A 24,364-nucleotide genomic window follows, 5' to 3' on the forward strand; every position below is an offset into this window, starting at 1 on the left:
CAGAACTAATAGGCGCGCTCGCCCATGGACGCCTTCACGGCGTGGTATCCCACAAGAAGCTGGGTGAGCGCTAGGGGATGGCTCATCGGTGCGCCATTGGAGACGTCGATCCGGCCGACCTGGTCGCGCAGATGGCCTGCCTCCGGAATAAGGTCCCACAGAAGGTTCTCGATCTTCTCGGCACGGGAATCGGAAATATCGCCTTTGATTTCAAGCACATCCACCGGCTTCCCATCGCTGTCCCGGGAGAGCTCGAGCCTGAGGTCGGCGTGATTGGAGCCGTCGAAAAGTGGGGAAAAGTCCGGGTGCGGCAGAGTCGGTCGGAGCAGATGGCGCACGTCCAGGTGGATATCGGAGCCGTTGGCTCCCTCGGGGCGCGAGAAACGGATCACGATATCGGCGAAAGTCCGCTGAGGATGGATGAACTGAGGAGCGTCCTTCTTCCGCTTCTCGAGGGACTCCTCTACCTCGCCTGAGGTGTAGCCCCGCTGGGTGGTGTCGCGGCGGCGTTTCCATTTCCGGCGCAGATCCTCGATGGGATCGAGATAGATCTTCACATCGTAGCAGTCGCGCATGGTGCGGGTGGTGTAGCCGAGCAGGCCTTCGGCGATCACGAAGTCCTTGGGCTGCAGATAGACCGGCCGCTCCAAGGTGCCGCGGGCATGATCGTAGAGCGGCTTCAGGATCGCATGGCCGTCGCGCAGCAGGCGCAGATGCTGCTCGAGAATGTCCACATAGTTGGCGCGGGGATCGAGGGCGGAAAGACCCAGCTTGGCGCGTTCGGACCGGTCGAAGGCGTGGTAATCATCCGTGCACATGACTGTGCAGCGGTCTTCACCCAGAATCTGGGCGACGCCAGCCGCCAGCGTCGTCTTGCCCGACGCTGAATCGCCAACGATGCCCAGGATGATCGGATGATCGACCTGCTTCGGCATTTTCCTCCCCACGCACGCGACTTATTTCACGTTGGTTTTGCGGCATCTTACGCCAAGGTCTAGGCCACGTCTCGTGCTGTGACATTTTCGGCTAACGCGCCGCTTAAGGGCCGATAGCTGGTCAAAACCTGCCGCTCGCCGGTGAAGCCGGAGATCAGCATGGTCTGGGTCCGATAATGGGTGCTGTTGCGCTGCACGCCATCCAGCATGAGGCCGGAGGCGATGCCCGTGGCACAGAAAAAGATGTCGTCGGAGCCGATCACCTCGTCCCGGTCGAGCCACCGGGTCGTGTCGAGATCGGCCGCGCGAACCGCCATGGTCTCGGTTTGAAGCTGAGGTGCGATGCGGCAGAGGAACTCGCCGCCGAGCGCCCGGATGCCCGCCGCCGAGATGATGCCTTCGGGCACCCCGCCGACGCCCATCATGGCGTCGATGCCGGATCCCGGAATGGCGGCGAGAATCGCGCCGGCCACGTCTCCCGCCGGGAAGAGCGAGACCTTCGCGCCCGCCGAGACGATCTCTTCCACAAGCCGCCGGTGCCGGGGCTTCTCCTGAACGTAGATATTCAGCTCGGCCACCGGCTTGCCGATACAGCGGCCGAGGGTCTCGATCTTCTCCTTGGTCGGCAAGGCGGGATCGATCCGCCCGCGGGCTTCGGCACGGGCGACGAACTTCTCCATGTAGAAGGCAGGCCCTGGATCCATCATGCTGCCCCGCGGCGCCACGGCGATGACCGCAAGGGCGTTGGTCTGACCGGGCTCGAGATAGGCGGTGCCCTCCATGGGGTCGGCGGCGAGGTCGGCGCGGTAGGCGGCGCCCGGACGGCCGACGATCTCGCCACGCTTGAATTGAGGAAGTTCGCCTTGTTGGGCATGGCCGATGACGTCGGCGGCCTCGAAATCGAGCTCCGACAGGCTGGCGCGCATAGCGTCCAGGGCGGCCTTGCCCGCGGTCTGGCGGTCGCCCCTGGCGAGGCCGTCGGCCGCGGCGCATGCGGTGGCTTCGGTGGCGCGCCGGAGCGCGTAAAGGAAATCGGGCGAAACGGATCGCGCGTCACTCATCGGTGACCTCCTGGGTGATCTCCTCTGCGATCGCCTATGCGGCTGGACGTCCCGCCGAAAAGGCGGAGTGTCGAGCATTACGGCGGGCGTGCGCAGTTTAGCCGATTCAAACCCTCCAATCAGCCCCGGCGTTGCGGCTTGGTTCGCGGAGGGTTCACACGGTGACGCTGCCGCCACGGTCCTGCAGACGCGGGTCGAGAGCATCGCGCAAGGAGTCGCCCAGCAGGTTTATGGTCAGCAGCAGCGCGACCAGCACGGCGCCGGGAATGAGGGTCACCCACCAGGCGCCGGCGAAGATCAGGTCGTAGCCGGAGCGGATCAGGGTTCCCAAGGACGGACGGGTCGGCGGCATGCCGAGGCCCAGGAAGGACAGCGCCGCCTCGGCCATGATGGCGTTGGCGATGCCGATGGCCGCGACGATGATCAGGGGCGACAGGATATTGGGGAAGATGTGGCGGCGGATGATCGCGGCGTCGGTGGCGCCCAGGGCCCGAGCGGCGCGAACGTAGTCCTTCGCTTTCTCCGACATAACGCCTGCGCGGGCCGTGCGAGCGAAGAAGGGCCATTCGGCGAGGCCGATCACCACCACCAGAATCGGCACCGCGTTCGCGCCGAGGCTGTCCGCCCCCAGCCAGGTGCGGAACAGGGCCAGCGCAACGATGGCGAGCATCAGGGTCGAAAGGGAAAGCTGGATGTCGGCGAAGCGGGTGACGAGGGTGTCGGCGCGTCCGCCGGAATAGCCGGCGAGCATGCCCAGAGGGATGCCGATGGCGGCCTGGATGACGACGGCCAGCACGCCAACCAGCATGGAGACCCGTAAGCCGTAAAGCACGGCGCTCAGGAGATCGCGGCCTTGAGCGTCGGTCCCCAGCGGATAAGTCCAGCTGCCACCGTCGAGCCAGACCGGCGGCAATTCGGAGTCGAGAATGTCGAGGCTCGCGAGATCGTACGGGTTCTGAGGCGCGATGGCCGGGGCAAAGAGGGCGGCCAGGGCGAAGAGCGCGAGCAACGTCAGCAGCACGATCGCGCCCGGGTGGCGCCGGAGAGCCGAGGACACCCGCGCAGGCGGCTGACCGATCTCCCCCGCCCCGCTCATCGCGCCGCCTCAAGACTGACGCGCGGATCGAGGGCGAGGCTCATCAGGTCGGCAATGGTGTTGGTGACGACGAAGATGGCCCCGACCACGACGAGATAGGTGGTGATGAGCGGGATGTCGGCGCGGGTTACGGCTTCGAGGAACAGGAAGCCCATGCCGGGCCACTGAAAGACGGTTTCCGTCAACAGCGTGAAGGCCAGCAGATTGCCGAATTGCAGCCCGGCCTGGGCGATCACCGGCAGCCAGGCGTTGCGCAGCGCATGGCCGATCCAGATGTGGATGCGCGATACGCCCTTGGCGCGGGCGGTGCGGACATAGTCGCGCCCGAGCTCGTCGAGCATGGCGCTCCGGATCAGCCGGATGAAGAGCGGCAACATGATCGAGGAGAGGGTCACGGCGGGCAACAGCAGATGCTCGAGACCGTCGAGGCTGAGGAAGCTCGACTCCCAGCCGAAGACGGAGACCGTCTCGCCGCGTCCAAAGGCCGGCAGCCAGCCCCAGAGCACCGAGAACAGGCTGATCAGCAGGATGCCCGTGAGAAAGACCGGCACGGAGACGCCGAGCACGCTGAAGCCCAGCACGAGCTTGGCGCCAAGGCTCCGCGGCTTCACCGCGCAATAAATGCCGCCCGGGATGGAGAGCAGCACGACGATGAGGGAGGCGGCCAGCACCAGCTCGAAGCTCGCCGGGAACTTGTCCAGGATCACCCCAAGGGTCGAGCGCTTGTAGATGTAGGACGTTCCGAGATCGCCGGTTGCCGCGCCCTTCAGGTAGCGGCCGAACTGGACCGGCCAGGAATCGTTGAGGCCCAGCTCCTCGCGCAGCTCGGCGCGTTCGGATGCCGAGGCCGCCTGACCGGTCAGCTCCCGGATCGGATCGCCCAAGCTGGATCGAACCGCGAAAGCGATCGCGAGGATCGCCAGCATGACCAGGAGCATCTGGACGAGGCGCTGGAGAAGGAAGGAGGCTGCGGGCCGGATGGCGTCCATGCAGCCTTTCTATTCGATAACCAGGTCGCCGAGATAGGGCATGTCGATACTGTTCACAACGGGCTCGATCAGCACGTTCTTTCGCGCGCCCCAGGAGAGATGCTGCCACTGCATGGGGACCATGGCGGCATCGTCGTAGAGGATCCTCTCGATGCTCCGGAGCAAGTCGGCCCGAGCTGTCTTGTCCGTCATGGTTTGGCTTTCCAGGGTCAGCTTGTCGACCTCGGAATTGGAATAGCTGCCGCCATTATATTGCCCGTAGCCCGTCTTCGGGTCCGGGGTCATGGCGAGGAACTCAAAGATGTTCGCCGAATCCTGGGTGTCGGACTGCCAGCCGATCATCAGGATATCGCCCTCGCGGGCATCGAACCGCTCCCAATACTGGGCTTTGGGCATGGTCTGCAGGGTCACGGTGATGTTGATCTTGGCCAGCATCGCGGTGACCGCCTGGGCGATCTGATAATCGCCCACATAGCGATTGTTGGGGGCGATCATGGTCACGCTGAACCCATCGGCGAAACCCGCCTCCTCCATCAGCGCCTTGGCCTTCTCGACGTCGTAACGGGGCTTGAGGTCCGGATCGTAGCCGTCGAAGCCTTCGGGGCTGAGCTGACCGGCGGGCGATCCGAAGCCGCGCATGATCTTGTTCACAATGCCCTCGCGGTTGATGGCGTAGTTCACCGCAAGACGCACGCGTGGGTCCTTGAAGGCCTCCACGGTCTTCTGATTGAGCTGGAAGGTAAGGATGCGCGTGCTCGGCATGGTGACGAGGGTGCAGCACGGCGCAGCTTCCACGCGCTTTAGGTCGCCCGGGGGCACCGGCGCGATGAAGTCCACGTCGCCCGCCAGAAGAGCAGCGACCCGGGTCGCCGGCTCCTTGATCGGGGTGAACACGATCTCCCCCACATTGCCGGGGGACTCCTTGTCCCAATAGTCGGGGAAGCGCTGCATCACGAGGCGCACGCCCTGCTCCCGCTCGGTCACGATGAAGGGACCCGTGCCCGAGACATGGGTGGAGGCGAAGGACGCACCGTGCTTCACGATCGCATCCTTGGCCTCGCCGTTCTGGTCGTTGCCGGAATAGAAGTCGCGATCCATGGGGAAGATGTAGGTCGCGAGGTTCAGGACCAGCGGATACGGCTTCTTGGTGATGAGATCGACGGTGAGCGCATCGATCACCCGCGCCCCTTCGAACGGCTCGAACAGAGCCTTGAAGTCCGGGCTGCGCTTCAGCCGGTTCAGGGTCCAGACGACGTCGTGGGCTGTGAGCGTGTTGCCGGAATGGAATTTCACGCCGGGGCGGAGATAGAACCGGGTGGTGCGCTCGTCGATCTTCTCCCAACGCAGGGCGAGGCGCGGCTGGAGCTGCATGTTCTTGTCGAACCGCACCAGGGGATCGAACAAGAGATGGGACATCTGCAGGGTGGCGCTGGCGATCTGCTCATGGGGATCGAGAGAGATCGGATCGGCGTCGTAGGCCATGCGCAAGGTCTTGTCCCGCTCCACGGCGATCGCCGGACCGGACAAGACAGCAGGCGCAATCCCTGCCCCGATGATGAGAAGCAACGCTAGAAGAACTCGCATCGGTCGAACCAATAGCGCTCCTTTCTTGATGCGCCTAGCCCTCTCGGTCCGGTTTGGCGATTGGCCGCGGCGGGTTGCGGCGCTCGGACTTGCGGACTTGTAACCGCGCCTTGAGCGGCTAAAGTCCGCGCCAATTCGAAAGAAGCGGAGCGCAAGAGGCCATTGAGCGGGTTTTTCGTCACGGGCACCGATACGGATGTCGGCAAGACGGTCGTCGCCGCCTGGCTGACGGCGCATCTCGGCGCGACCTATTGGAAGCCCATCCAGGCTGGCGAAGCAGACGGCACGGACACCAAGACTGTACGCGCCCTGGCCGAGCTGCCCGACGAGCGCGTGATCCCGGAATCCTATGTGCTGCCCGACCCTCTTTCGCCCCACGAATCGGCGCGGCGGGCCGGAGTAACGATCGATCTGGCGGCGATCCGGCTGCCCGAAATAGACAACTTCCTCGTGGTCGAGGGCGCGGGCGGGCTGATGGTGCCCCTCAACGACAGCGAGCTGGTGATCGATCTGATCGAAGATCTCGGGCTGCCCAGCATCCTCGTGGCGCGCTCGACACTGGGGACCATCAATCACACGCTTCTCTCTCTGGAGGCCCTCCGCCGCCGCGGCCTGGCGATCGCCGGCGTCGTCATGGTGGGGCCGGAGAGCGACCATAACCGCGCGGCCATCGAACGCTATGGCCGCACCCAGGTGATCGCCGAGATCCCCTGGCTCGATCCTCTCGACCGGCAGGCCCTTTGCGGGATCGCGCCGGAACTCGATTTGGCAAAACTGGCGCAGATGGCGAAATGACCGATTCCCCCGAACACCCTTCTCCCGAGACCCTTTCCCCCGAAGAGCTGATGGCGCTGGACAACCGGCACATCTGGCATCCGTTCACCCAGCACGGCACGGAAAGCGCGCCGCTTCTCATCAAGAGCGCCAAGGCCGCGACCCTGACCCTCGGGGACGGAAGCGAGCTGCTCGACCTTATTTCGTCGTGGTGGACCTGCACCCATGGCCATTCCCATCCGGCGCTGAACGCGGCGCTGGCGGAGCAGGCCAACGCTTACGAGCACGTGATGTTCGCCGGCTTCACCCATGCGCCCGCGATCTCGGTCGCGTCCCGTCTCGTCAATCTGCTGCCCGGCGATCTGAACCGGGTGTTCTACTCCGATGACGGCTCGACGGCGGTCGAGGTCGCGCTCAAGATCGCCTACCAACACTGGTCCAACCAGGGCGAACCGCGCAACGTCTTCATCGCGCTCGACGGCGGCTATCACGGCGACACGGTCGGCGCCATGTCGGTGGGCAAGGGCTGCGGCTTCTTCTCTCTGTTCCGGGATCTCATGTGCGAGGTGCAGGTGCTCCCCTATCCGTCCACCTTCATCGGCGACGACGAGGTAGAGGAGAAGGAAGACGGCGCCATCGCGGCCCTGGAGCGGTTGATCGAGGAATATCCCGACCAGATTGCCGGCATGATCCTGGAGCCGCTGCTGCAGGGCGCAGGCGGCATGCGCGTGTCGCGGCCGAGCTTCCTGACGCGGCTCGTGGAGACGGCGCAGGCGGCCGGAATCCTGGTGATCTTCGACGAGGTGGCGACCGGCTTCGGACGGACGGGCACCATGTTCGCCATGGAGCAGGCCGGCGTGGTGCCGGATATGGTCTGCGTCTCCAAATGCCTGACGGCCGGCTATCTGCCCATGGCGGCAACGGTCGTGCGGGACGAGCTGTTCGACAGCTTCATCGGCGATAGCTTCTCAAGGGCCCTGGCGCACGGCCATTCCTTTACGGCCAATCCCCTGGCCTGCGCGGTGTCGCTCCGCTCGCTCCAGCTCTTCGAGGAGGAGAACACCCTGAAGCGCATCGGGGAGATCGCGGAAAAGCATCGAGGCTTCCTGGAGCGGATCGCCGATCGGCCCGATGTAACCTGGCCGCGCCAGGTCGGCAGCATCATGGCGTTCGATGTGAAGGGCTCGCCGGACTACCAGTCGGCGCAAAGCCGGACCCTGAAGGACTGGTTCCTGAGCAACGGGCTGAATATCCGCCCGCTTGGCTCAACGGTCTATCTGATGCCGCCCTTCTGCATCACCGATGCGGAACTCGACAGGGCCTATGAGGGGATCATCGAAGGCCTGGACCGGCTGGCCGCCGCCGAGCTCTCCATGGACGACAAACGCCCATAAACAATGTGCCAGGTGACCTGGCCGCCATGGTCGCGGTCCAGGCGGGAAAGCACGCGGCGGAGCGCGCCCGGAGAGAGGGGCGCGTAGCCTTCCCTGGGCGTGAGCCCTCCGATGGCGCGGAGCCGCCGCAGGAAGGCGAGGCCGCTCTCCTCCATCACGAGGCTCTCCTCGTCTTCGGCGCCCGGCAGAGGCGCAATGGGGACGATGCCGTCCGCCAGGCCTTCCGCAGCCACGGCCGCGCGCCATTCGGCGAAACAATCTTCTCCGAGAGCGCTATAGACGATCGCGCCGCCTGGATTGAGCAACTCGCGCAGCCGGGTCAGCGCGGCCGCCGGATCGGTGAGCCAATGCAAGCTCATGCTGGTGACGACGAGGTCGAACCGGCCAACATCCGCGATATGGGCGGCATCCATCACGTCGAAAGCGAGCCTGGCGCCAGCCGGCGACCGGATATTGGCCTTCGCCGTGGCGATCATTGCCGGCGAAAGGTCGGTAATCAGAAAGTCGCCATCGGGATAGGCCTGGAGCAGCAGCCGGGTGAGCAGGCCCGTTCCGCAGCCGAGCTCAAGCACGCGCGGAGACTCCAGACGCGGCAGTCGCCGCGCCAGGCGCTCGGCGACGTCACGTTGGAGCGCGGCGTGGCGCTCGTAGCTCTCGGCGCGGGCGCCGAAGCTCTCTGCGATCTGCGCGCTACGGGGTGTCGTCATCGATGATCTCATTCACGGCGGGCTGGCGCTCGGCTCCAACCTCGTCGGCCAAGCGCATAATCCGGTCCGCGCACCATGCGGGGTAGCGAGCGGGGAGAAGATGGCCGCAGTCGCCGGACCATTCAACGGCCTCGCGCCAGACGGTCGCGCTTATCGCTTGCGGCACGATGACGTCGTCACGAGAGGCGAGCGGCAGGATGGGGCGGTCGAGGGTGGCCCTTGCCTCGCTCTCGTCCCAGGTCATGAGCCAATCGAGCCCCTCGCCCAGCCGATCAACGTTCAAAGCGTCTTCCGGCACGAACGGATCGGCGCCGCAGCCTTTCCAGAACATGCGCATAAACCCATACGGATCGCGCTCAAGGGCCTTGCGCATGGCGGCGACCTTGGCTCGTCCGATATGGGCCGCGAAGGCATCGAAGCCCTGGAGGCTCACTAGAGCCCGGAAACTCTGGGGCCGTTCGTGCAGGAGCCAGAGCACGCCCAGGGAGTGGCCGATTGCGATCGCATCGCGGGGCCAGTCGTCGGATGGCTTCAACGCATCTTGCGGTCCGCCCGAGACGAAACCGAGATCGACTCGGCTCACCTCGCCCTCCAGTCTTTCGGCGAGGGCGTCGAAAATGCCGGGGTGGAAGCCCCAGCCGTGGACGAGGACGAAATGCATCGCCGCTATTCCGCCGCCAGGGGGCCGCTGATGGAGCCGGGCCCGGCCTGTTCCAGGACGTTCAAAAGATCGTCGACATCCGCATCCGTATGGGCGGCGGTGAAGGCGAACCGTAGACGCGCGGTGCCTTTGGGAACGGTCGGAGGACGGATGGCCGTGGCCCAATGCCCCGCCGCTCTCAGCTTCCGGCTCAGTCCTTGGGCGGCCTGGGCGGAGCCTACGATCACGGGGACGATCTGGGTTTGCGAGGCGCCGGTCTCGAATTCGAGGCTGTTGGTGCCATCACGGAAGCGCTTCGAGAGCCGCGCTGCCGTGGCGCGGGCCTCCCGAAGGTTCGGAAGGAGATCGAGCGCGGCATCCATGGCGCCGAGCACGGCCGGCGGCAGCGCGGTGGAATAGATCAGCCCGCTGCAGCGATTGACCAAGTAATCCCGGATTTCCTTGGAGCAGGCGACGAAAGCGCCATATCCGCCGAGCGCCTTGGACGCGGTGCCGATGACGATGTCGGCGCCCTCGCTGAGCCCCTCCCCCTCCGAACCGAGCACCCCGGTCCCATGGGCATCGTCGACGATGAGTGTCGCGCCGTATTCCTTCGCGAGCGCACCGATCTCTTCCAAGGGTGCCACATCTCCGTCCATGGAAAATACGCTCTCCGTCAGGATGAAGCGGGGCGCCTCCTCGCCTTTCGACTTCTCCAAGAGTTCGGCGAGGTGGCCGGCGTCCCGGTGGCGGTAGCGCTGCTGGCGGATTCCTGCGGCGGCGCAGCCGAAATGCATGCTGGCATGGTTCAGCTTGTCAGCGAAGACGAGCGGCCTCCCGCCCAGAACCTGCGGATCCAGAAGCGCCTGAAGCACCGCGCCATTGGTCTGGAAGCCTGAGGCCATGACAAGGGCCGCCTCCTTCCGCTTCAACTTGGCGATCTTCGCCTCCACGATGGAGAAGGCTTCGAGATTGCCGGTGACGAGGCGCGAGGCGCCGCTGCCGGCGCCGAAAGCCTCCAGCCAGAGCTTCGCCCGGCCGATCAAGGCCGGATGGAAGCGGAGGGCGAGGTAGTCGTTGCTGGAGAAGTTGACGTAGGTCTTTTCGGCGACCTCGATCAGGCGCGCGTCAAGGGGCCGCATGTCGATCAGCGACCTTTGCAGCCCAGCCTCGCCTTGTGCTGCCAGATATGCGCCGTAGCGGCTTTCACTCCGTGCCATCATCCTGTATTAGCGAACGGAAGGTCCCGCAGCAATCGAGAGCCTGTTCAAGTGCTTGATCGTCCCGAATCCCTTACCGAGCAGCCCGCCCACGCGATGGAAACTCCCGTGATCACGCCGGAGAGCGCGGCACGCGGCGGCTTGCGCCACGACTGGACGCGGGACGAGATCCAGGCCTTGCTCGAAGCGCCCCTCATGACGCTGCTCGATCAGGCGCGGGAGGTACATCGCCGGCACCACGAGGACGGAACGGTGCAGCTGGCCAGCCTGCTCTCCATCAAAACCGGCGCCTGCCCCGAAGATTGCAAATACTGCCCCCAGAGCGCCCATTACGCGAAGAAGACGGGACTGGAGCGCGAGGCGCTGCTCGATGTCGACGACGTGCTCTCCAAGGCGCGGCGCGCACGCGAAGCCGGCGCCACGCGGTTCTGCATGGGCGCGGCCTGGCGGCAGGTTCGCGATGGCAAGGAATTCGACAGCGTCCTGGAGATGGTCCGCGGCGTGCGCGATATGGGCATGGAAGCCTGTGTGACGCTGGGCATGCTGAACAAGGACCAGGCCAAGCGCCTCGCCGACGCCGGTCTCACCGCCTACAACCATAATCTCGATACTTCGCAAGAATATTACGAGAAGATCATCACCACCCGGACCTTCCAGGACCGGCTCGACACGATCGAGAACGTGCGGGACGCCGGGGTCGAGGTGTGCTGCGGCGGCATCATCGGCATGGGCGAGAGCATTTCCGACCGGGCAAGCCTGCTCAAGAGCCTGGCCGACATGACTCCGCACCCCGAAAGCGTGCCGATCAACGCGCTGGTGCCCGTGGAAGGCACGCCGCTCGCCCATCGGGCGAAGGTCGACTCCATGGAGCTGGTGCGCATGATCGCAACGGCGCGCATCGTGATGCCGAAATCCCGGGTGCGCCTTTCGGCCGGGCGACACAATCTCACCAAGGAAGCCCAGCTGCTCTGCCTGATGGCGGGCGCCAACTCGATCTTCTACGGCGAAAAGCTGCTTACGACCGACAACAACGATACAAGCGAGGATCTCGCGCTGATCGAGGAGGCCGGTCTTACGGTTTCCGGGCCGCGAGCGGAGGACACGTCTTGCGGCGGGCGCGAAAGCGCCGCGGCTTGCGCCAAAGCGCGCGGCTGACCCACGTGTCCAGAACCATCTATGTCGACGGAAGCTACGTCCCCGAGGCGGAAGCCAGGATTTCGGTGTTCGACCGGGGGTTCCTGTTCGCCGACGGCGTCTACGAGGTGACGGCGGTTGTCGGCGGCCGGATGGTCGATTTCGATTCCCACCTGTCGCGTCTCGACCGCTCTCTCGCCGCTCTCGACATCGTGTCCCCCCTCACCGACCGCGAGCTGCGGGTGGTGCACGAAAAGCTGATCGCGCGGAACGGGTTGGACGAGGGGATCGTCTATCTCCAGCTGACCCGCGGCGTTGCCGACCGCGAATTCTCCTATCCCTATGGTCTTACGCCCACGATCGTCGCCTTTACCCAGGCGAAGCCGCTGCTCGACAATCCCCTGGCGGAGAGCGGCGTTCCGGTCGTGTTGGTGCCCGACATCCGCTGGCGGCGCCGGGATATCAAATCGATCGCCCTGTTGCCCCAGGCCATGGGCAAGGAATTCGCCAAGCGGAACGGCGCCTACGAGGCGTGGATGGTCGAAAACGATCTCATCACGGAGGGCACCTCATCGTCGGCGTTCATCGTCGATTCGGAAGGCGTGCTGCGGACCCAGCCCCTCGGCCGGCACATCCTGCCCGGCGTCACCCGGCGTGCGGTCCTGAGATTGGCGGAAGAGCACGGCGTTGCCTTCGAGGAACGTCCCTTCGGGATCGATGAAGCGCTTGGCGCCCGGGAGGCGTTCCTGACGGCGGCATCGGCTTTCGTGCTTCCGGTCATCTCCATAGATGGCCGAAACATTGGGGACGGCACGCCGGGGCAAATCACCCGGCGATTCCGGGAGCTGTATCTGAAAGAGTGCTGTCAAGAAAATATTTAACCACGATTGAAACCCTTTCGGGCGGGACTGCGTTAACCCGCCATGACAAAGCTACTCTACTGGCTCGTATACAACTTTGACCTCGGTCCCATGGGTCCCCGGATGATGGATCTCGCGGTCAAAAGCTGGCTCCGGCGTGACGCAAGGGCCAATGAGCCTACGCTCCTACAGAGCACCATGCAGTCGGTCCGCGGCCACGAGCTGAATTTCAGTAAGTAGCACTGGATCCGCTAAGGTCCTGAGAGACATAGGCCTTTCTCTTTGAGAGGCAAGACCGCAGCGGGGCACCCTGCCCCCGCCGCGGCGCACCTGACCGCTGAGAGGCGACACGCTGGGAAGGTGCCAAGCGCCGGCTTCGGAGTTTCCGAGCCGGCGTTTTTTATGGCTGAAGCAGCCCCAGCGAACAGCGCCGGCCCGCATGCGGACCGGCGCTTATTCCGTCGAAACGCCTTGATCGGCGGGCGGGCCGTTAACTTTTGCCCTAAGCCGCCTTCTTTTTCGCCTTGGCGGTGCTGGTGCCGCTTTTGGTCACCTTCTTGCCGGCAGCGCGGGCGTTCACCTTCGCCTTCGCGGTCGCGAGGGTCGACAAGGTCTTATCGGCGGCTTTCTCTTCCTTCAGATTCGCATTCAGAAGCGGCACGACCCCCTTGTGCCCGAGCTCCTTGGCCCAGGCGATGAGCGTCCCGTAGCGCGTCATCTCGTAATGCTCCACGGCCTGGGCGGATCCGATCAGCGCCGCGTCGAGCACGCGCTTATCGGCTACCTCGCCGGAGACCTCGTTGGCTTCCTTGATGATGCCGTCGATGGCAGGACAGTCTACGGCCTTCGCCTTTTGGCCGATCTTGGCGAAGACCTCCTCGAGCCGTTTCACCTGGCCTTCGGTTTCCTTCAAATGGCTCTTGAGACCGCGAGTGAGCTCCCGCTTGGTGGATTTTTCGATCATCTTGGGCAGCGCCTTCAGCACCTGCTTCTCGGCGTAGTAGATGTCCTGCAGGGTGTGCAGGAAGAGATCCTCCATCGTCTCGATGTCTTTGGAAAACAGCCCCATCGGAGCAACCCCTTTCTTGTCGCTTTCGCCTTGGACGAGTCGGTACGGTTGTGTCCGTTGTTGCCGCACCTTGCGCTGTTAAGTGCGTGCGGAACGCCGAAGTTCCCGCAAAACGCGGGAAAACTTGCTTGTTGAGCAACCGGCCGCGTTGCGAATAATCTCCCGGGGGTTTTGCCGATGTCGGGGGGCATCACGTGCAGGGATGGCGTAACGGAACTTGGCGGCAGATTGCCGGAGCTCTCGGGCTTCTCGGCGTGCTCGTCTATTCCGGTCTCATTCCCGGCCATCTGATTTCCCAGCTTCGCAACGACCTGGTGCAGGCGAAGCTCGGCGATGCCCTGACACTGATCTGCCATTCCTCCGCGCCCGACGGCGCGGTGCCGGCGAAGCAGGACGGCAAGTCGAAGACCAACTGCCCGTTCTGCAAGAACCTCGCCTCGTTCCAATTCGCTGCGACGCCTCCCGCCGCAATCCTCCTGAAGCGTCCTGGCTCCCGCCGGATGGCGCTGCCCCGGGAGACGGCCATCGCGACGTTCCGCGACGGCCAAATTCCGCAGAGCCGCGGCCCCCCTCTCCTCTCCGTCTGAACCGCTTGTGACCGCGCGGGCACGTCCTGCGCATGCCGAAAATCGTTCAATCGGAGAGTCTTTCCATGGGACTTTTGCGTCCGGCCCGCTACGCGTGGCCGCTGTCGCTCATCGCGACCAGTTTTCTATCGTCGCCCGGCTTCGCCCAGGAGGAGCCGGATTACGAGCTGCCGACCATCGTCGTCACCCAACCCGCGGAGCCTGAGCCTGCGCCGCCCCGTCCGGCCGCTTCGCCGGCACCGGCCGCGGCCAATCGCTACGCGCTGCCCGCCGATGCGCCGGCGGCGCTGCCCGAGGACGCCGAAAGGTTCGAAACCAGCGTCATCCCGCCGGGAACCCGGTCGGGAAGCCTGACCGTTCCGACCATCGGCGAGGCCATCGCCGATATCAATCAGACGCCGGGTGGCGTGGAGATCGTGCCTGGCAGCGCCTATCAGGAGAGCACGCCGTCCACGACCTTGAAGGACGTTCTGAACTACGTGCCGGGCGTCTATATCGAGCCGAAATGGGGCGAGGATTCCCGCATCTCCATCCGCGGATCGAGCCTGTCGCGCAATTTCCACCTGCGCGGGGTGCAGCTCTATATGGATGGCATCCCCATCAACACGGCGGACGGCTACGGCGATTTCCAGGAGATCGACCCAACGGCCTACAAATATGTTGAGGTGTTCAAGGGGGCGAACGCGCTCCGCTTCGGGGCCAACAGCCTGGGCGGCGCGATCAACTTCGTGATGCCCACGGGCTACAATTCGGAAGCCTTCGGAGTGCGCACCGATATCGGCTCGTTCGGCATGCGAAAGGTCGCCGTCAGCTCAGGCGGCGTGTCGGGCAATGTCGATTACTTCGTGCACGGCACCTTCCAGGAATCGGATGGGTTCCGCGAGCACAGCTCCGGTGAATCCGGCCGGGGCGTCGCCAATATCGGCTACAAGATCACGCCGAATATCGAGACGCGCTTCTATTTCAACGCCAACGATATCCAGCAGAACATGCCGGGCGCGGTGACGCGGCAGGTCGCCCTCACCGCCCCCAAGACGCCGGCCCCGATCAACGTAATCAACGACTGGCAGCGCAACATCCAGTCCTACCGGATCGCGAACAAGACGGCGATCCGGCTTGCGCCCGATACCTTGCTTGAGCTCGGTGCATTCGGCGTGGACCGGCATCTGATCCATCCGATCTTCATGTATCTGGACTACGACTATGCCGATTACGGCGGCTTCGCCCGGCTGTTCGACGAGCGCCAGATCTCGGGCAAGCGCAACCTGCTGATCGCGGGCGTCAATCTCCATAACGGAGAGACGGATGCGGACCTTTACGGCATCGGACCGGGCGCCGCGAAAGGCCCGCTGATGCAGAGTTCCGACCAGATCTCCAACAATCTTTCCGCCTATCTGGAGGATTCGTTCTACTTCATGGACGATGTGGCCTTCGTCGCGGGCACGCAGTTCCTCCATGCGGAGCGCGAGCAGATCGCCATCCTGAACACGACCGATGGCGACAGCACTTTCGACCTCTGGAGTCCGAAGGTCGGACTGTTGTGGGATGTGGAGCCCGACTGGCAGGTCTTCGGCAACATCTCCCGCAGCGCCGAGGTACCGAGCTTCGGCGAAGGAGGCGCAGTGTTCTCGTTCGATGAGATCCGCGCCCAGCGGGCGACCACCTATGAAATCGGCACCCGCGGAAGCCGTCCGGATTACAGCTGGGACCTATCCATCTACCGGGCGGAAATCCGCAACGAGCTGCAATGCCTGGGGGCATCGACCGCAGCCTGCACGGTGGTGAATGCCGACAGGACGATCCATCAGGGCGTGGAGCTCGGTCTGGGCTACAGCCTGGTGAAGGGCATCTTCGAGAAGGGCGAGGAGGCCGACCGGATCTGGCTGAACGGCGTCTACACCTACAACGACTTCTTCTTCGACGACGATCCGATCTACGGCAACAACCAGCTTCCCGGCGCCCCGCCCCACATCATCCGTGCGGAGCTCCTCTACAAGCACCCGTGGGGATTCTATGCGGGGCCGACCCTCGACTGGGTGCCGGAGGGCTATTTCGTCGACAACGCTAATACGACGAGGACCGATGCCTATGCGCTGCTCGGCGCCAAGCTCGGCTTCGAGAAGGGCAAGTGGTCCGGCTATGTCGAGGCGCGAAATCTCACGGATGAAACCTATATCGCCGCGGTCGACATCGTCGCCGAGGCCAATCCCGAAGCCGCGCTGTATTGGCCCGGCAATGGCCGCGCCGTGTTCGCCGGCCTTCAGATGAAATGGTGAGACTGATGAGCAAAACGAGAGTCGTATCAACCCTATCGGCGGCGCTGTTCGCCGCGTTTCTGAGCTCCGGCGCCCAGGCTCATATGTCGCTCGAGACGGCCAATGCCGAGTCAGGCAGCTTCTACAAGGCGATCCTGAAGCTGCCCCATGGCTGCGACGGTGCCGCTACGGTGCGCGTGGAGGCGACGCTGCCTGCGGGCTTCATCTCGGCCAAGCCCATGATGAAGCCGGGCTGGAAGATCGAGACCGTGAAAGGCGATTACGATCGCGAATATGCCTTCATCCACGGCATGACAAAGAAGGACGGCGTGGTGAAGGTCATCTGGTCGGGCGGAGAGGTGCCGGACGATTTCTACGACGAGTTCGTGGTCACGGGTTATCTCGCCAAGGAGATGAAGCCGGGTCCGACCTATTTCCCGGTCAAGCAGACCTGCACCGAAGGCGAGATCGACTGGTCGGAAGTGCCGAAGGACGGTGAGGATGCCCATAGCCTCGAGCGCCCGCGCCCCAGCTGATGCTGAGCGCGCCCGCTACGTCAGGCGGCCATCACCAACACTAGAAAAGGTTGGAGCGGCCCGGCGGTGAACCGGGCCGCTCTCCTCATGCTTGGTCGTCTAGCCTCTTGGCTGGGCCTTCATGCTCGCCGCTCCCTCGCGGTTCTTCACCGCGAACTCCTCTTCCGGCGAATAGACCAGCGTGTTGCGGCCATAGGCTGCGAAGTAAATGATGGTCAGGGCGTACCAGATCGCAACGCCGATGATGCCCGCGCGATAGAGCGGATCGGAGAGCTGGAAGCCGATGGTCACCAGAGCGATAATCACCGTCAGGCCGGCGCCGACGAGACCGAACGGGCTACGATAGGGCCGCTCGATGTTCGGGAAATCCCTGCGCAGCTTGATGAAGGTGAGCGCCTGGAGGAGATAGGAGAACATGGCGCCGAAGACCGCCATGTTCAGAAGAACGCCTCCGATAAACGCGCCGGCATCCTCGCCGCCTTCGGTGAACCAGATCACGAGCATCACGACGAAGCCGACCGTAGCACCGGTGATCAGGGCGACATTCGGCGTCTTATGGGTGCCGTGGGTCACCGACAGGAAGTGCGGGAAATAGCCCGCCCTGGACAGGGAATAGATCTGCCGGCCGAAGGCGAAGATGATGGCATGAAAGCTCGCCACCAGCCCCGCCACCGCGAAGAGCGACAGGATCTTCGCCCATCCCGAACCGTAGATGGCACGGAAGCCGTCTAGGATCGGTTCGCCCGAGGTGCCGAGAGCGTATGAGCCGACCGGGATGGACGGGTTGATGAACAAGATCAGGAAGGCCGTTGCGATCAGGGTGAACATGCCGAGCATGATGCCTTTGGGCATGTCGCGCTGGGGATTGGCCGATTCCTCGGCCGCAGAGGCAGTTCCTCGATGGCGAGGAACAGCCAGACCGCGAACGGCATGGCGGCCAGAATGCCATAGGGGCCGAAGGGCAGGAACGGTCCATTGCCATCGGGGAGTTCGACCGCCTCCCCCGTGCCCGGATCGACGCCGATATTCAGCGCGTATTTGAAGAAGTCGATATGCGGGATGGCACTGACGAAGAAGAAGATCAGGATGGCCAAGGCGAGCAGCGTGACCACCACCGTGACCGTGAAGGATAGCGCCACGCCCCGCAGGTTCAGCCCGACGAAAATCACATACCCGATGAGCCACCAGACGGGCTGGAAGGCCACGGGCGTTCCGAAGATGCTGGTGAGATAGGCGCCGATAAAGAAGACCACCACGGCGGGCGTGAGCACGTATTCGATGTTCTCCGCCACGCCGGTGATGAAGCCACCCCAGGGGCCGAAGGCCGTCCGGGCGAAGGAATAGGCGCCACCTGTGTGAGGGAGCGCCGCGCTCATCTCGGCGATCGAATAGGTGAGGCCGAGATACATGATGGTGATGATGATGGTGCCCACCAGCATGCCGCCCCAGCCTCCGACACCGAAGCCCAGGTTCCAGCCGGAGAAGTCGCCGGAGATAACCGCGCCCACGCCGAGCGCCCAAAGCGAGAAGACGCCGGCGTAGCGCGTCAGCTCCCGCTTGGTGAAATAGTCCGCGCCCGGCACGTGATATGAGACGCCACCTTCGTGGCGCCGTTCGCTCGACTTGTCAGCCATGATCGTTCCTTTCAGGGAAACGTCCCCCCAGATGGATTGAAGACCAGCGGGATAACGGGCGGAGGCCCGGCGGAACGCGCGCTGGAATGACAGCGAACGGACGGCCGATTAGTCGATTTTTTGCGCAAAGGTCTGAGGCGGGCCAGGCCGGCGATGAGCATCGCGGCCGGTCGTGGAAGGTCAGGACACGACGCCCGGCTAGACAGAGTTTGTCCGTCTTACGCCCCCGTCTCCATCCGGAGCCACGCTGAACGGATGGATGAATGAGCCCGGCGTAGCAAGGCCGGGCCGCCGCCATCATCGGTTGAGAAACTTCCCGTTGTCAATCGAAGGCCTGTGGAGATCGCGGAGGCGATTCCGGGACAGATCGGCGGCACCGGGAGCTGGCCAGGGCTTGGTTAGGGCTATGGCTCGGCTATGGCTCGGCGGGATCGGTCGCCTGCCAGTGAGGCGGCGCTTCCCGCGCGACGATATTGAACGGTTCCGCCGAGATATGGACGGGGCCGGTGAACGGGAAATCGAGCAGGATCGCCGGCAGCAATACGAGGCCCACCAGCGCCGCCATCACGGCGGCCATAGCGATCTGGGCGACCATATTCTGTGCCCCGAAAAACGCGGGATATCCCAGAAGGATGAAGGCGCCCCCGATGAGCGCGAGCCAAAGGACGTTGGGGATCGAGCCGTTGGCGCTCTCGATCCGTTCGCTCCGGCTGTCCTGGATCACGGCGACGAGGCGCAAGGCCTCCTGAAAGAGGGCGAGATCCTTCAGGGTCTCAACGTTCAGGGCCAGGATGGATTCTGCGACATGGGCCAAATGGTCCGCAGGCCGCATACCCAGCGTGCCGTTGGCCATTGCGGGCCATTCGTCCTTTTTGACGTGACGCGCATATTCGAGCAACGGCTGGCGGATCGCTTCGCCTTGGTTGCCGGGAATGGCATAGGTCAGATGATGGAGATCGCGCACCGCTTTGGCCTCGGTGCGAACGGCGGTCTCGACGTCCTGATAATCCTGCCAGACCGCGATCACCATGAAGGCGATCATGACGGCGTAGAGCACGCCGACATTGGCGAATTTAAACCCGCCGATCTCGTTGTTCCGCTGAAGACGCTCCGGCCCCCACAGACGGCGGGCGAGCAGAATGAGGCCGATCGTATAGATCTCGCAGACGCCGATGATGCCGAAGACCACGACGGGCAGCGGCGCTTCATTGATCAGCCTGAGAAAAGGCACGGGCGCGAACTCCGCTGACTTACCGGACGCTATCCACTAGCCGATCTCGGCTCGTTGAAAAAGCGCCTTCCGCCAAGGAAGCTCGCGCCCCCGCCGCTAGAACAATAGGTACAGAATTACGATCACGATCAGGGGCACGCCCATCAGCCAAAGAAGAATACCAGGCAGCATGTCAGTCTCTCCTCCCGTTTGCGTAGTCTCCAGGAACGGAACAACCCGAAGTCGAGTTGGTTCCGGGACGATGCGATCAGCATGCCCTTCGCGGGTAGCGCGTCGTCGCGAGAGGCAATCAAGAGGCAAGCTGCCAGGCGTCCTCGCGGCGCCTGGTACGAGGGAGGATTTCGACATGGTAAGGAAGCCAGATATCGCCGTGGCGGAGATGGACGAAATGTCCATCTCTCAGTTCACGCTGGACCGGTCCGCGATGGCGACCGATTGGGGGGCGATCTTCGGCGGGGCTTTGGCCGCCGTCGCCGTCTCCATCATTCTCTTCACCGCCGGCTCCGGCTTCGGTTTCTCGACCGTGGAGCCTGGTCTTTCACCAACAGCGCACCTGAGAACTTCGCCATCGGAGCCGGTGTCTGGCTCATCGTGATGCAGTGGCTGTCCTCTGGTTTCGGCGGTTATCTCGCCGGACGGCTGCGCAGCAAGACGCCGGGGCTGCGGACGGATGAGGTCTTCTTCCGGGATTCCGCCCATGGGCTGCTCGCCTGGGCACTCGCTACGCTTCTGGTCGCGGCCCTGTTCGCCGTCGGCACCGTGTTTGCCGGCTTGGGCGCCGTCGACGCCGTGGCGCCGGGTGCCGACGCTGCCGCCAGCGCGGCGGAGGTCTCCAAGGAGACGGCCAAGCAGGTGGCCGAGGCCGCTGCGAACTTCTCGATCTTCACCGCCATATCGCTGCTGATCGGCGGCTTCATCGGCGGCGTGGCCGGCGCGCTCGGCGGTTACCACCGGGACGAGATCTAGGACGGCAGGCCCCTTCCACCGGAAAAGCGAGTCGTTGCAAAGGCTTTGCCCCGACGGATGAACGAATATTGGACGCCCTCCCGGCCTCGGCCGGGAGGGCGTTCGCATATCTTGCAGATCCAGTGGCCTTCATCCAGCCGCTCCGCTGCTCTTGCGAACGTACTGGCACGAAATGGCAAGTTTGGCAGGCGCTCCATGCCTAATCTGTCGGCATATGCATCCGGCTGGGGATCGGTCTTGTTGAACGTGCTACTTTCTGGGCAATCCAACGCGCTGGGGCTGCGCGAAGGCGGCCCACGCTTCGCGGATTGCGATGACCGCGTTCAGGTCTGGAACAACTTCAATCCTTACGGCTCGTACGGATACGACTGGGTCTATCCGCAAGAAGCGCGCCCACCCTTCCATCTCACCGGACCGAGCAACAATCTCGGTGTCTGGTTCGCCCATTGCGCGGCCCAGCGCCTGCGCCAGGATGTGCGTCTGACGGTGGTCGCCAATCCGGACGCTTCGATGGTGGAGTGGCTGCCGGAGGTCGGGACCATGTCGCGCACCATCGACGCCGTGTTCGAGGCGCAAGGCAGCGCGCCCTACGACGTCATGCTCTGGCACCAGGGTGAGGCCGACCGCGGCTGCGATACGGGGTGGTACCGGGAAGCGCTCGACTGGCTGGTCGCCAGCCTGCGGGAGAAGCGCATCCTGAAACGCAATGGGCCGGTGCTGCTGGGCGGCCTCGCCTCGCCGCTCGACGCCTGCGTGAATTGCGCCCTGGTGGAGGCGGCCCAGGACCACATGCTCATGCGTTTCGTCGATGTCGGCGGCATCCCCGCCGAGGGCGGGCTGGAGCATTTCTCCGGCGCCGGGCTGGCTGAGCTCGGGCAGCGCTATTTCGAAGCTTATCATCCGCGGGGCGCCAAAACCCGCGGCTTCCGGTCGACCCAGAATGCGGCGGATCGCATCTAGACGATCGGACTGAGAGGGCGGGGCCATGCCATGGAAATGCTCCCTGGTGTGGCATGGCCCCGATCTCTCTGCGACAGCGGCGCGGGCCTTCCCCGACGTCCGCCGGACGCTTCACCTTCCGAGCGCTACTTCTTCTCGTTGACCGCAAGCTTCTCCCGGGTCACCTCGACGCCCTCTGCGGCAATGCCGTCGGCGATGTCGCTTTCGCGGACGATCAGGGTGCCCTTGCCGTCGCCGGCCTGGACGACCTCGAGGCCCGTCTTGTCGCCGTCGTCATTGCCGGAGGTTTCGAGCTTCACCGCCACGACGCGGATCTCGCCTTCGTCTTCCTGCTCAAACACGACGCCCTTGCCGCCGTTCTTCTTGGAGGAGACGTCGTGCACGAGCGCCGTGACGCCGCCGGCGCCTTCCTCGGAGACCTTCACGCCGTCGTCGGTCTGAGCTTCAACCTCAGCATCGCGGAGCGCGAAGCTGATCCGGCCCCCGTCGGCCTCGTCGAAATCGATGCCCTCATCCTTATTGTTCTTCACCTCGACACCGGAGAGCACGGCGATGAGGTCGCCCTCCCCCTCCTCGTCGATATCGAAGCCGTCGTCGAGGTCGATTGCGATCTCATATTTCTTCACCGCGCCGGACTCGTAGAGCTTCACCTCGCGCTCGAAGCAGGCATCGTCGGGCGATCCGGTGATCTTGGCCGGAATGTCGGCCTCCGCCTTCTCGCCGTCCTCGAACTTGCCCTCGACCTCCTTGGGCAGGAACGGTTTCAGGAGCTCAGGATCGCAATACGTGCCGTTGTCGTTGAAGGCGTTGTCCACGGCGGTCGCAATCACGCTGCCCCCCTCGCCTTCATCCAGCTCCACCCCGTCGGCGCCCATATGGGTGAATTTCGAGTGCTGGGCATGGAAGACGATGTCGCCTTCACTACGCTCATCCACGCGAAGCCCGTCTCCGTCGAACCGGCCCTGGCCTGCGTTGGCAATCTCCACATCGGTCAGGCGCACCGAGACGGATGCCGGCGAACCGGAGCCCGCGCCGCCGCCGCCATTGCCGCAAGCATCGGCAAGGCTGCAGTCGGAGACGTGCACCCCATGGCCGGCGACATCGGACACGGCGACCTTCTGAAGGTCGAGATGGACGGTTCCCGTGCGGTCCTTGGGCACATGCATGAAGATGCCCTTGCCGGCGGGGCCATCCGTGTCGCCGCGTTTTTCGATGGAGAAGCCGCCGGGACCCTGGAGGCTCAGCGCGTTGACGGTGAGGTCGGCGCGTTGGTCACGGATAGCAGATTGACGTTCTTGTCCGTCTTGATGACCTGGCCGGAGCCATAGAGGCCGAGCGGCGCGGTACCCTCGTAGACAAGCGTGCTCTCGATCTCGATATCGTCGCCGGTGGTGACGAAGATCTGCGCCTCGCCCTCGCCCTTGGCGGCTTCGGCCAAAGCGGCGCGGAGCGAGCCCGGGCCGGAATCGGCGCCCGTGGTGACGAGCAGCTCGGCGGCCGAGGCCGGTGCGGCGAAGCCGGCGACCAACGCGCCAGCGAAAAGACATGATTTCAATGGGTTGGCGGAGAACATCGGGCGACATCCTGAAAGGGAGTGATGGATGCTCTTCCCTACGCCGGGATTACGATGGATTTGTTACGGTGCACGGGAGCAGATGGCAAAGGCTTCCGGCGGGTCCACCCTAATTGTCCATCAGCCAACCCTCGATTGCTGGATAAGCAATAACGTTGCAATCGAGAAGGTGGGCCACTTTATAGGATACCATGGCATCGGGATTAATAATCTCAACAGCGTTACGTGTTTCGACCACCTGCGATAGAGGGCGAGAAGGTCTTCGTCGCTTTCGGTGATTCCAATCCCCCACATGATGATCTTTTCTGGTTCCAGACTCTCAGCCGGCTTCAGAATCATCTGAGAAATGGGATGCTGACGATAGCTCTTCTTAAGCCTTGGGGGTATGAGGCCAGAATAGCTCCGATACCCGCGTGGTTGCGGTGCGCCAAGCCATCCGGGCCGTCCAAATGCAAAGCCATCATCGTTAGAAACAAGATTTAGAGATCCGTGGGGCTTCACCACCAACAGGGATTCACCTCCCGTCTGGTGTGGTGAGTACGCAAAGGGTCTGCCTTCTTGCTCAAGGGCTAACTCGAATAGTGTGTCATAGTTCAGGTTTAAGACCACGTCTTCTGAGTTAAGGCGCTCAATCATGCAGCGCGAGAGTTCGAGATCTCTCCAGCCACTTCCGTTTGCGTGAAAACAGCGAAGCATCGCGAATGAAAGGGGATTGCCCATCCCATGATAAAGTAGGTTCTCCCAGAAGCTCGGCCCCTCGGCGCGGCTTTCGCTCGCCCCTGGCCCGTTGACTTGCAACCCTGAAATGTATCCTGGGACCGGCTGTCCGCTCACTTCGAATGGCTCATCTCTATTTTCCCAAGCGAACTCCATGAACCTCTCAATATTCGTCACTCCTTCTTCTTCCAGTTGAAAGAAGAGCTCACGGGGGTCGCGAGGCAGTTCATGGTAGCCGAGCGTAGCCAAATACGCTTCCAGAAGAGGATGCGGCGTATAGTTGGCCCAGGTTTTCCGAGCGAAATCGCGAATGAGAGGGGGGCAAATATCGTAAGGATTGCCTAGGTGGCGAGCTTCAGCGAGGGTTGCTCCGGCACCAATCACCAAGACTTTCATAATCAGCTCTTCTTGGTCTCGCGCGAACTCCTAGCTTCGCTTGAAG

General features: G+C 63.8%; 23 protein-coding genes and 1 pseudogene. 10 read left to right on the forward strand and 14 right to left on the reverse strand.

What is annotated here, in order from left to right:
- Positions 1 to 5: 5 nt before the first annotated feature.
- From A7A08_RS03665 to A7A08_RS03685, 5 genes are all read right to left on the reverse strand, one after another.
- Positions 6 to 935 (reverse strand): phosphoribulokinase, encoded by a 930-nt coding sequence (locus A7A08_RS03665; RefSeq protein WP_069094130.1) that lies wholly within the window; start codon positions 933 to 935, stop codon positions 6 to 8.
- 59 nt (positions 936 to 994) lie between these two features.
- Positions 995 to 1,996, reverse strand: a complete 1,002-nt coding sequence (locus A7A08_RS03670; protein ID WP_069094131.1) for a class II fructose-bisphosphatase family protein — start codon at positions 1,994 to 1,996, stop codon at positions 995 to 997.
- 154 nt (positions 1,997 to 2,150) lie between these two features.
- On the reverse strand, positions 2,151 to 3,092 hold the full coding sequence (locus A7A08_RS03675; protein ID WP_069094132.1) for an ABC transporter permease: 942 nt from the start codon (positions 3,090 to 3,092) through the stop codon (positions 2,151 to 2,153).
- The gene (locus A7A08_RS03680; protein WP_069094133.1) at positions 3,089 to 4,081 is read right to left on the reverse strand and encodes an ABC transporter permease; all 993 of its coding nucleotides are present in this window, start codon (positions 4,079 to 4,081) and stop codon (positions 3,089 to 3,091) included. Before A7A08_RS03680 ends, A7A08_RS03675 begins: the two co-directional genes overlap by 4 nt.
- Positions 4,082 to 4,090: 9 nt before the next feature.
- Positions 4,091 to 5,665 (reverse strand): ABC transporter substrate-binding protein, encoded by a 1,575-nt coding sequence (locus tag A7A08_RS03685; protein ID WP_069094134.1) that lies wholly within the window; start codon positions 5,663 to 5,665, stop codon positions 4,091 to 4,093.
- Positions 5,666 to 5,827: 162 nt separating this feature from the next.
- Here A7A08_RS03685 and bioD point away from each other — a divergent pair, with 162 nt between their 5' ends.
- Entirely contained in the window at positions 5,828 to 6,460 is a 633-nt protein-coding gene (gene bioD / locus A7A08_RS03690) for a dethiobiotin synthase (protein ID WP_069094135.1), read from the forward strand.
- On the forward strand, positions 6,457 to 7,833 hold the full coding sequence (gene bioA, locus A7A08_RS03695) for an adenosylmethionine--8-amino-7-oxononanoate transaminase (RefSeq protein ID WP_069094136.1): 1,377 nt from the start codon (positions 6,457 to 6,459) through the stop codon (positions 7,831 to 7,833). Before bioD ends, bioA begins: the two co-directional genes overlap by 4 nt.
- Here bioA and A7A08_RS03700 read toward each other — a convergent pair.
- From A7A08_RS03700 to A7A08_RS03710, 3 genes are read right to left on the reverse strand one after another with little or no spacing between them, the layout of a single operon-like run.
- A complete protein-coding gene (locus tag A7A08_RS03700) occupies positions 7,761 to 8,540 on the reverse strand; it encodes a methyltransferase (protein ID WP_069094137.1) in 780 nt (259 codons plus the stop codon). The two genes, bioA and A7A08_RS03700, sit on opposite strands and share 73 nt — an antisense overlap.
- A complete protein-coding gene (locus A7A08_RS03705) occupies positions 8,524 to 9,201 on the reverse strand; it encodes an alpha/beta hydrolase family protein (protein ID WP_069094138.1) in 678 nt (225 codons plus the stop codon). Before A7A08_RS03705 ends, A7A08_RS03700 begins: the two co-directional genes overlap by 17 nt.
- Positions 9,202 to 9,206: 5 nt before the next feature.
- A complete protein-coding gene (locus A7A08_RS03710) occupies positions 9,207 to 10,403 on the reverse strand; it encodes an aminotransferase class I/II-fold pyridoxal phosphate-dependent enzyme (RefSeq protein WP_208430557.1) in 1,197 nt (398 codons plus the stop codon).
- A gap of 93 nt (positions 10,404 to 10,496) precedes the next feature.
- Here A7A08_RS03710 and bioB point away from each other — a divergent pair, with 93 nt between their 5' ends.
- Entirely contained in the window at positions 10,497 to 11,555 is a 1,059-nt protein-coding gene (gene bioB / locus A7A08_RS03715; protein ID WP_083226440.1) for a biotin synthase BioB, read from the forward strand.
- Positions 11,556 to 11,560: 5 nt separating this feature from the next.
- Positions 11,561 to 12,415, forward strand: coding sequence for a D-amino-acid transaminase (locus A7A08_RS03720; RefSeq protein ID WP_069094308.1), 855 nt, complete (start codon positions 11,561 to 11,563; stop codon positions 12,413 to 12,415).
- 481 nt (positions 12,416 to 12,896) lie between these two features.
- Here the strand turns inward: A7A08_RS03720 and A7A08_RS03725 are convergent, their stop codons facing one another.
- The gene (locus tag A7A08_RS03725; protein WP_069094141.1) at positions 12,897 to 13,463 is read right to left on the reverse strand and encodes a YciE/YciF ferroxidase family protein; all 567 of its coding nucleotides are present in this window, start codon (positions 13,461 to 13,463) and stop codon (positions 12,897 to 12,899) included.
- A 194-nt stretch (positions 13,464 to 13,657) separates the two neighbouring features.
- On the opposite strand from A7A08_RS03725, the gene A7A08_RS03730 reads away from it, so the two are divergent.
- The 3 genes from A7A08_RS03730 to A7A08_RS03740 all read left to right on the forward strand — a co-directional run bounded on the left by A7A08_RS03730 (position 13,658) and on the right by A7A08_RS03740 (position 16,841).
- Positions 13,658 to 14,050, forward strand: coding sequence for a DUF2946 family protein (locus A7A08_RS03730; protein ID WP_141693824.1), 393 nt, complete (start codon positions 13,658 to 13,660; stop codon positions 14,048 to 14,050).
- Positions 14,051 to 14,115: 65 nt separating this feature from the next.
- Complete coding sequence (locus A7A08_RS03735; protein WP_069094143.1) at positions 14,116 to 16,326, forward strand: TonB-dependent receptor family protein; 2,211 nt, start codon at positions 14,116 to 14,118, stop codon at positions 16,324 to 16,326.
- A 5-nt stretch (positions 16,327 to 16,331) separates the two neighbouring features.
- Positions 16,332 to 16,841: a YcnI family copper-binding membrane protein gene (locus tag A7A08_RS03740; protein ID WP_069094309.1), complete on the forward strand. Its 510-nt coding sequence runs from the start codon at positions 16,332 to 16,334 to the stop codon at positions 16,839 to 16,841.
- A gap of 99 nt (positions 16,842 to 16,940) precedes the next feature.
- Here A7A08_RS03740 and A7A08_RS03745 read toward each other — a convergent pair.
- Together A7A08_RS03745 and A7A08_RS03750 are read right to left on the reverse strand one after the other, a co-directional pair.
- A pseudogene (locus tag A7A08_RS03745) lies at positions 16,941 to 18,475 on the reverse strand (amino acid permease).
- A gap of 415 nt (positions 18,476 to 18,890) precedes the next feature.
- Complete coding sequence (locus A7A08_RS03750; RefSeq protein WP_069094144.1) at positions 18,891 to 19,706, reverse strand: bestrophin-like domain; 816 nt, start codon at positions 19,704 to 19,706, stop codon at positions 18,891 to 18,893.
- Positions 19,707 to 20,052: 346 nt separating this feature from the next.
- On the opposite strand from A7A08_RS03750, the gene A7A08_RS16695 reads away from it, so the two are divergent.
- From A7A08_RS16695 to A7A08_RS03765, 3 genes are all read left to right on the forward strand, one after another.
- Positions 20,053 to 20,301: a hypothetical protein gene (locus tag A7A08_RS16695; RefSeq protein ID WP_069094145.1), complete on the forward strand. Its 249-nt coding sequence runs from the start codon at positions 20,053 to 20,055 to the stop codon at positions 20,299 to 20,301.
- Positions 20,301 to 20,672, forward strand: coding sequence for a hypothetical protein (locus tag A7A08_RS03760; protein ID WP_069094146.1), 372 nt, complete (start codon positions 20,301 to 20,303; stop codon positions 20,670 to 20,672). The genes A7A08_RS16695 and A7A08_RS03760 overlap by 1 nt, the downstream gene beginning before the upstream one ends.
- Positions 20,673 to 20,918: 246 nt before the next feature.
- Positions 20,919 to 21,632, forward strand: a complete 714-nt coding sequence (locus A7A08_RS03765; protein ID WP_245290809.1) for a sialate O-acetylesterase — start codon at positions 20,919 to 20,921, stop codon at positions 21,630 to 21,632.
- 125 nt (positions 21,633 to 21,757) lie between these two features.
- Here A7A08_RS03765 and A7A08_RS03770 read toward each other — a convergent pair whose 3' ends face one another.
- The 3 genes from A7A08_RS03770 to A7A08_RS15855 form a co-directional block, all read right to left on the reverse strand.
- A complete protein-coding gene (locus tag A7A08_RS03770) occupies positions 21,758 to 22,798 on the reverse strand; it encodes a hypothetical protein (RefSeq protein ID WP_069094148.1) in 1,041 nt (346 codons plus the stop codon).
- A 74-nt stretch (positions 22,799 to 22,872) separates the two neighbouring features.
- Positions 22,873 to 23,205, reverse strand: coding sequence for a hypothetical protein (locus A7A08_RS03775; protein ID WP_069094149.1), 333 nt, complete (start codon positions 23,203 to 23,205; stop codon positions 22,873 to 22,875).
- A 120-nt stretch (positions 23,206 to 23,325) separates the two neighbouring features.
- Positions 23,326 to 24,318: an SIR2 family protein gene (locus A7A08_RS15855; RefSeq protein ID WP_141693826.1), complete on the reverse strand. Its 993-nt coding sequence runs from the start codon at positions 24,316 to 24,318 to the stop codon at positions 23,326 to 23,328.
- Positions 24,319 to 24,364 lie beyond the last annotated feature (46 nt).

It is taken from the genome of Methyloligella halotolerans (assembly GCF_001708935.1).
GTDB classification, from domain to species: Bacteria; Pseudomonadota; Alphaproteobacteria; order Rhizobiales; family Methyloligellaceae; genus Methyloligella; species Methyloligella halotolerans.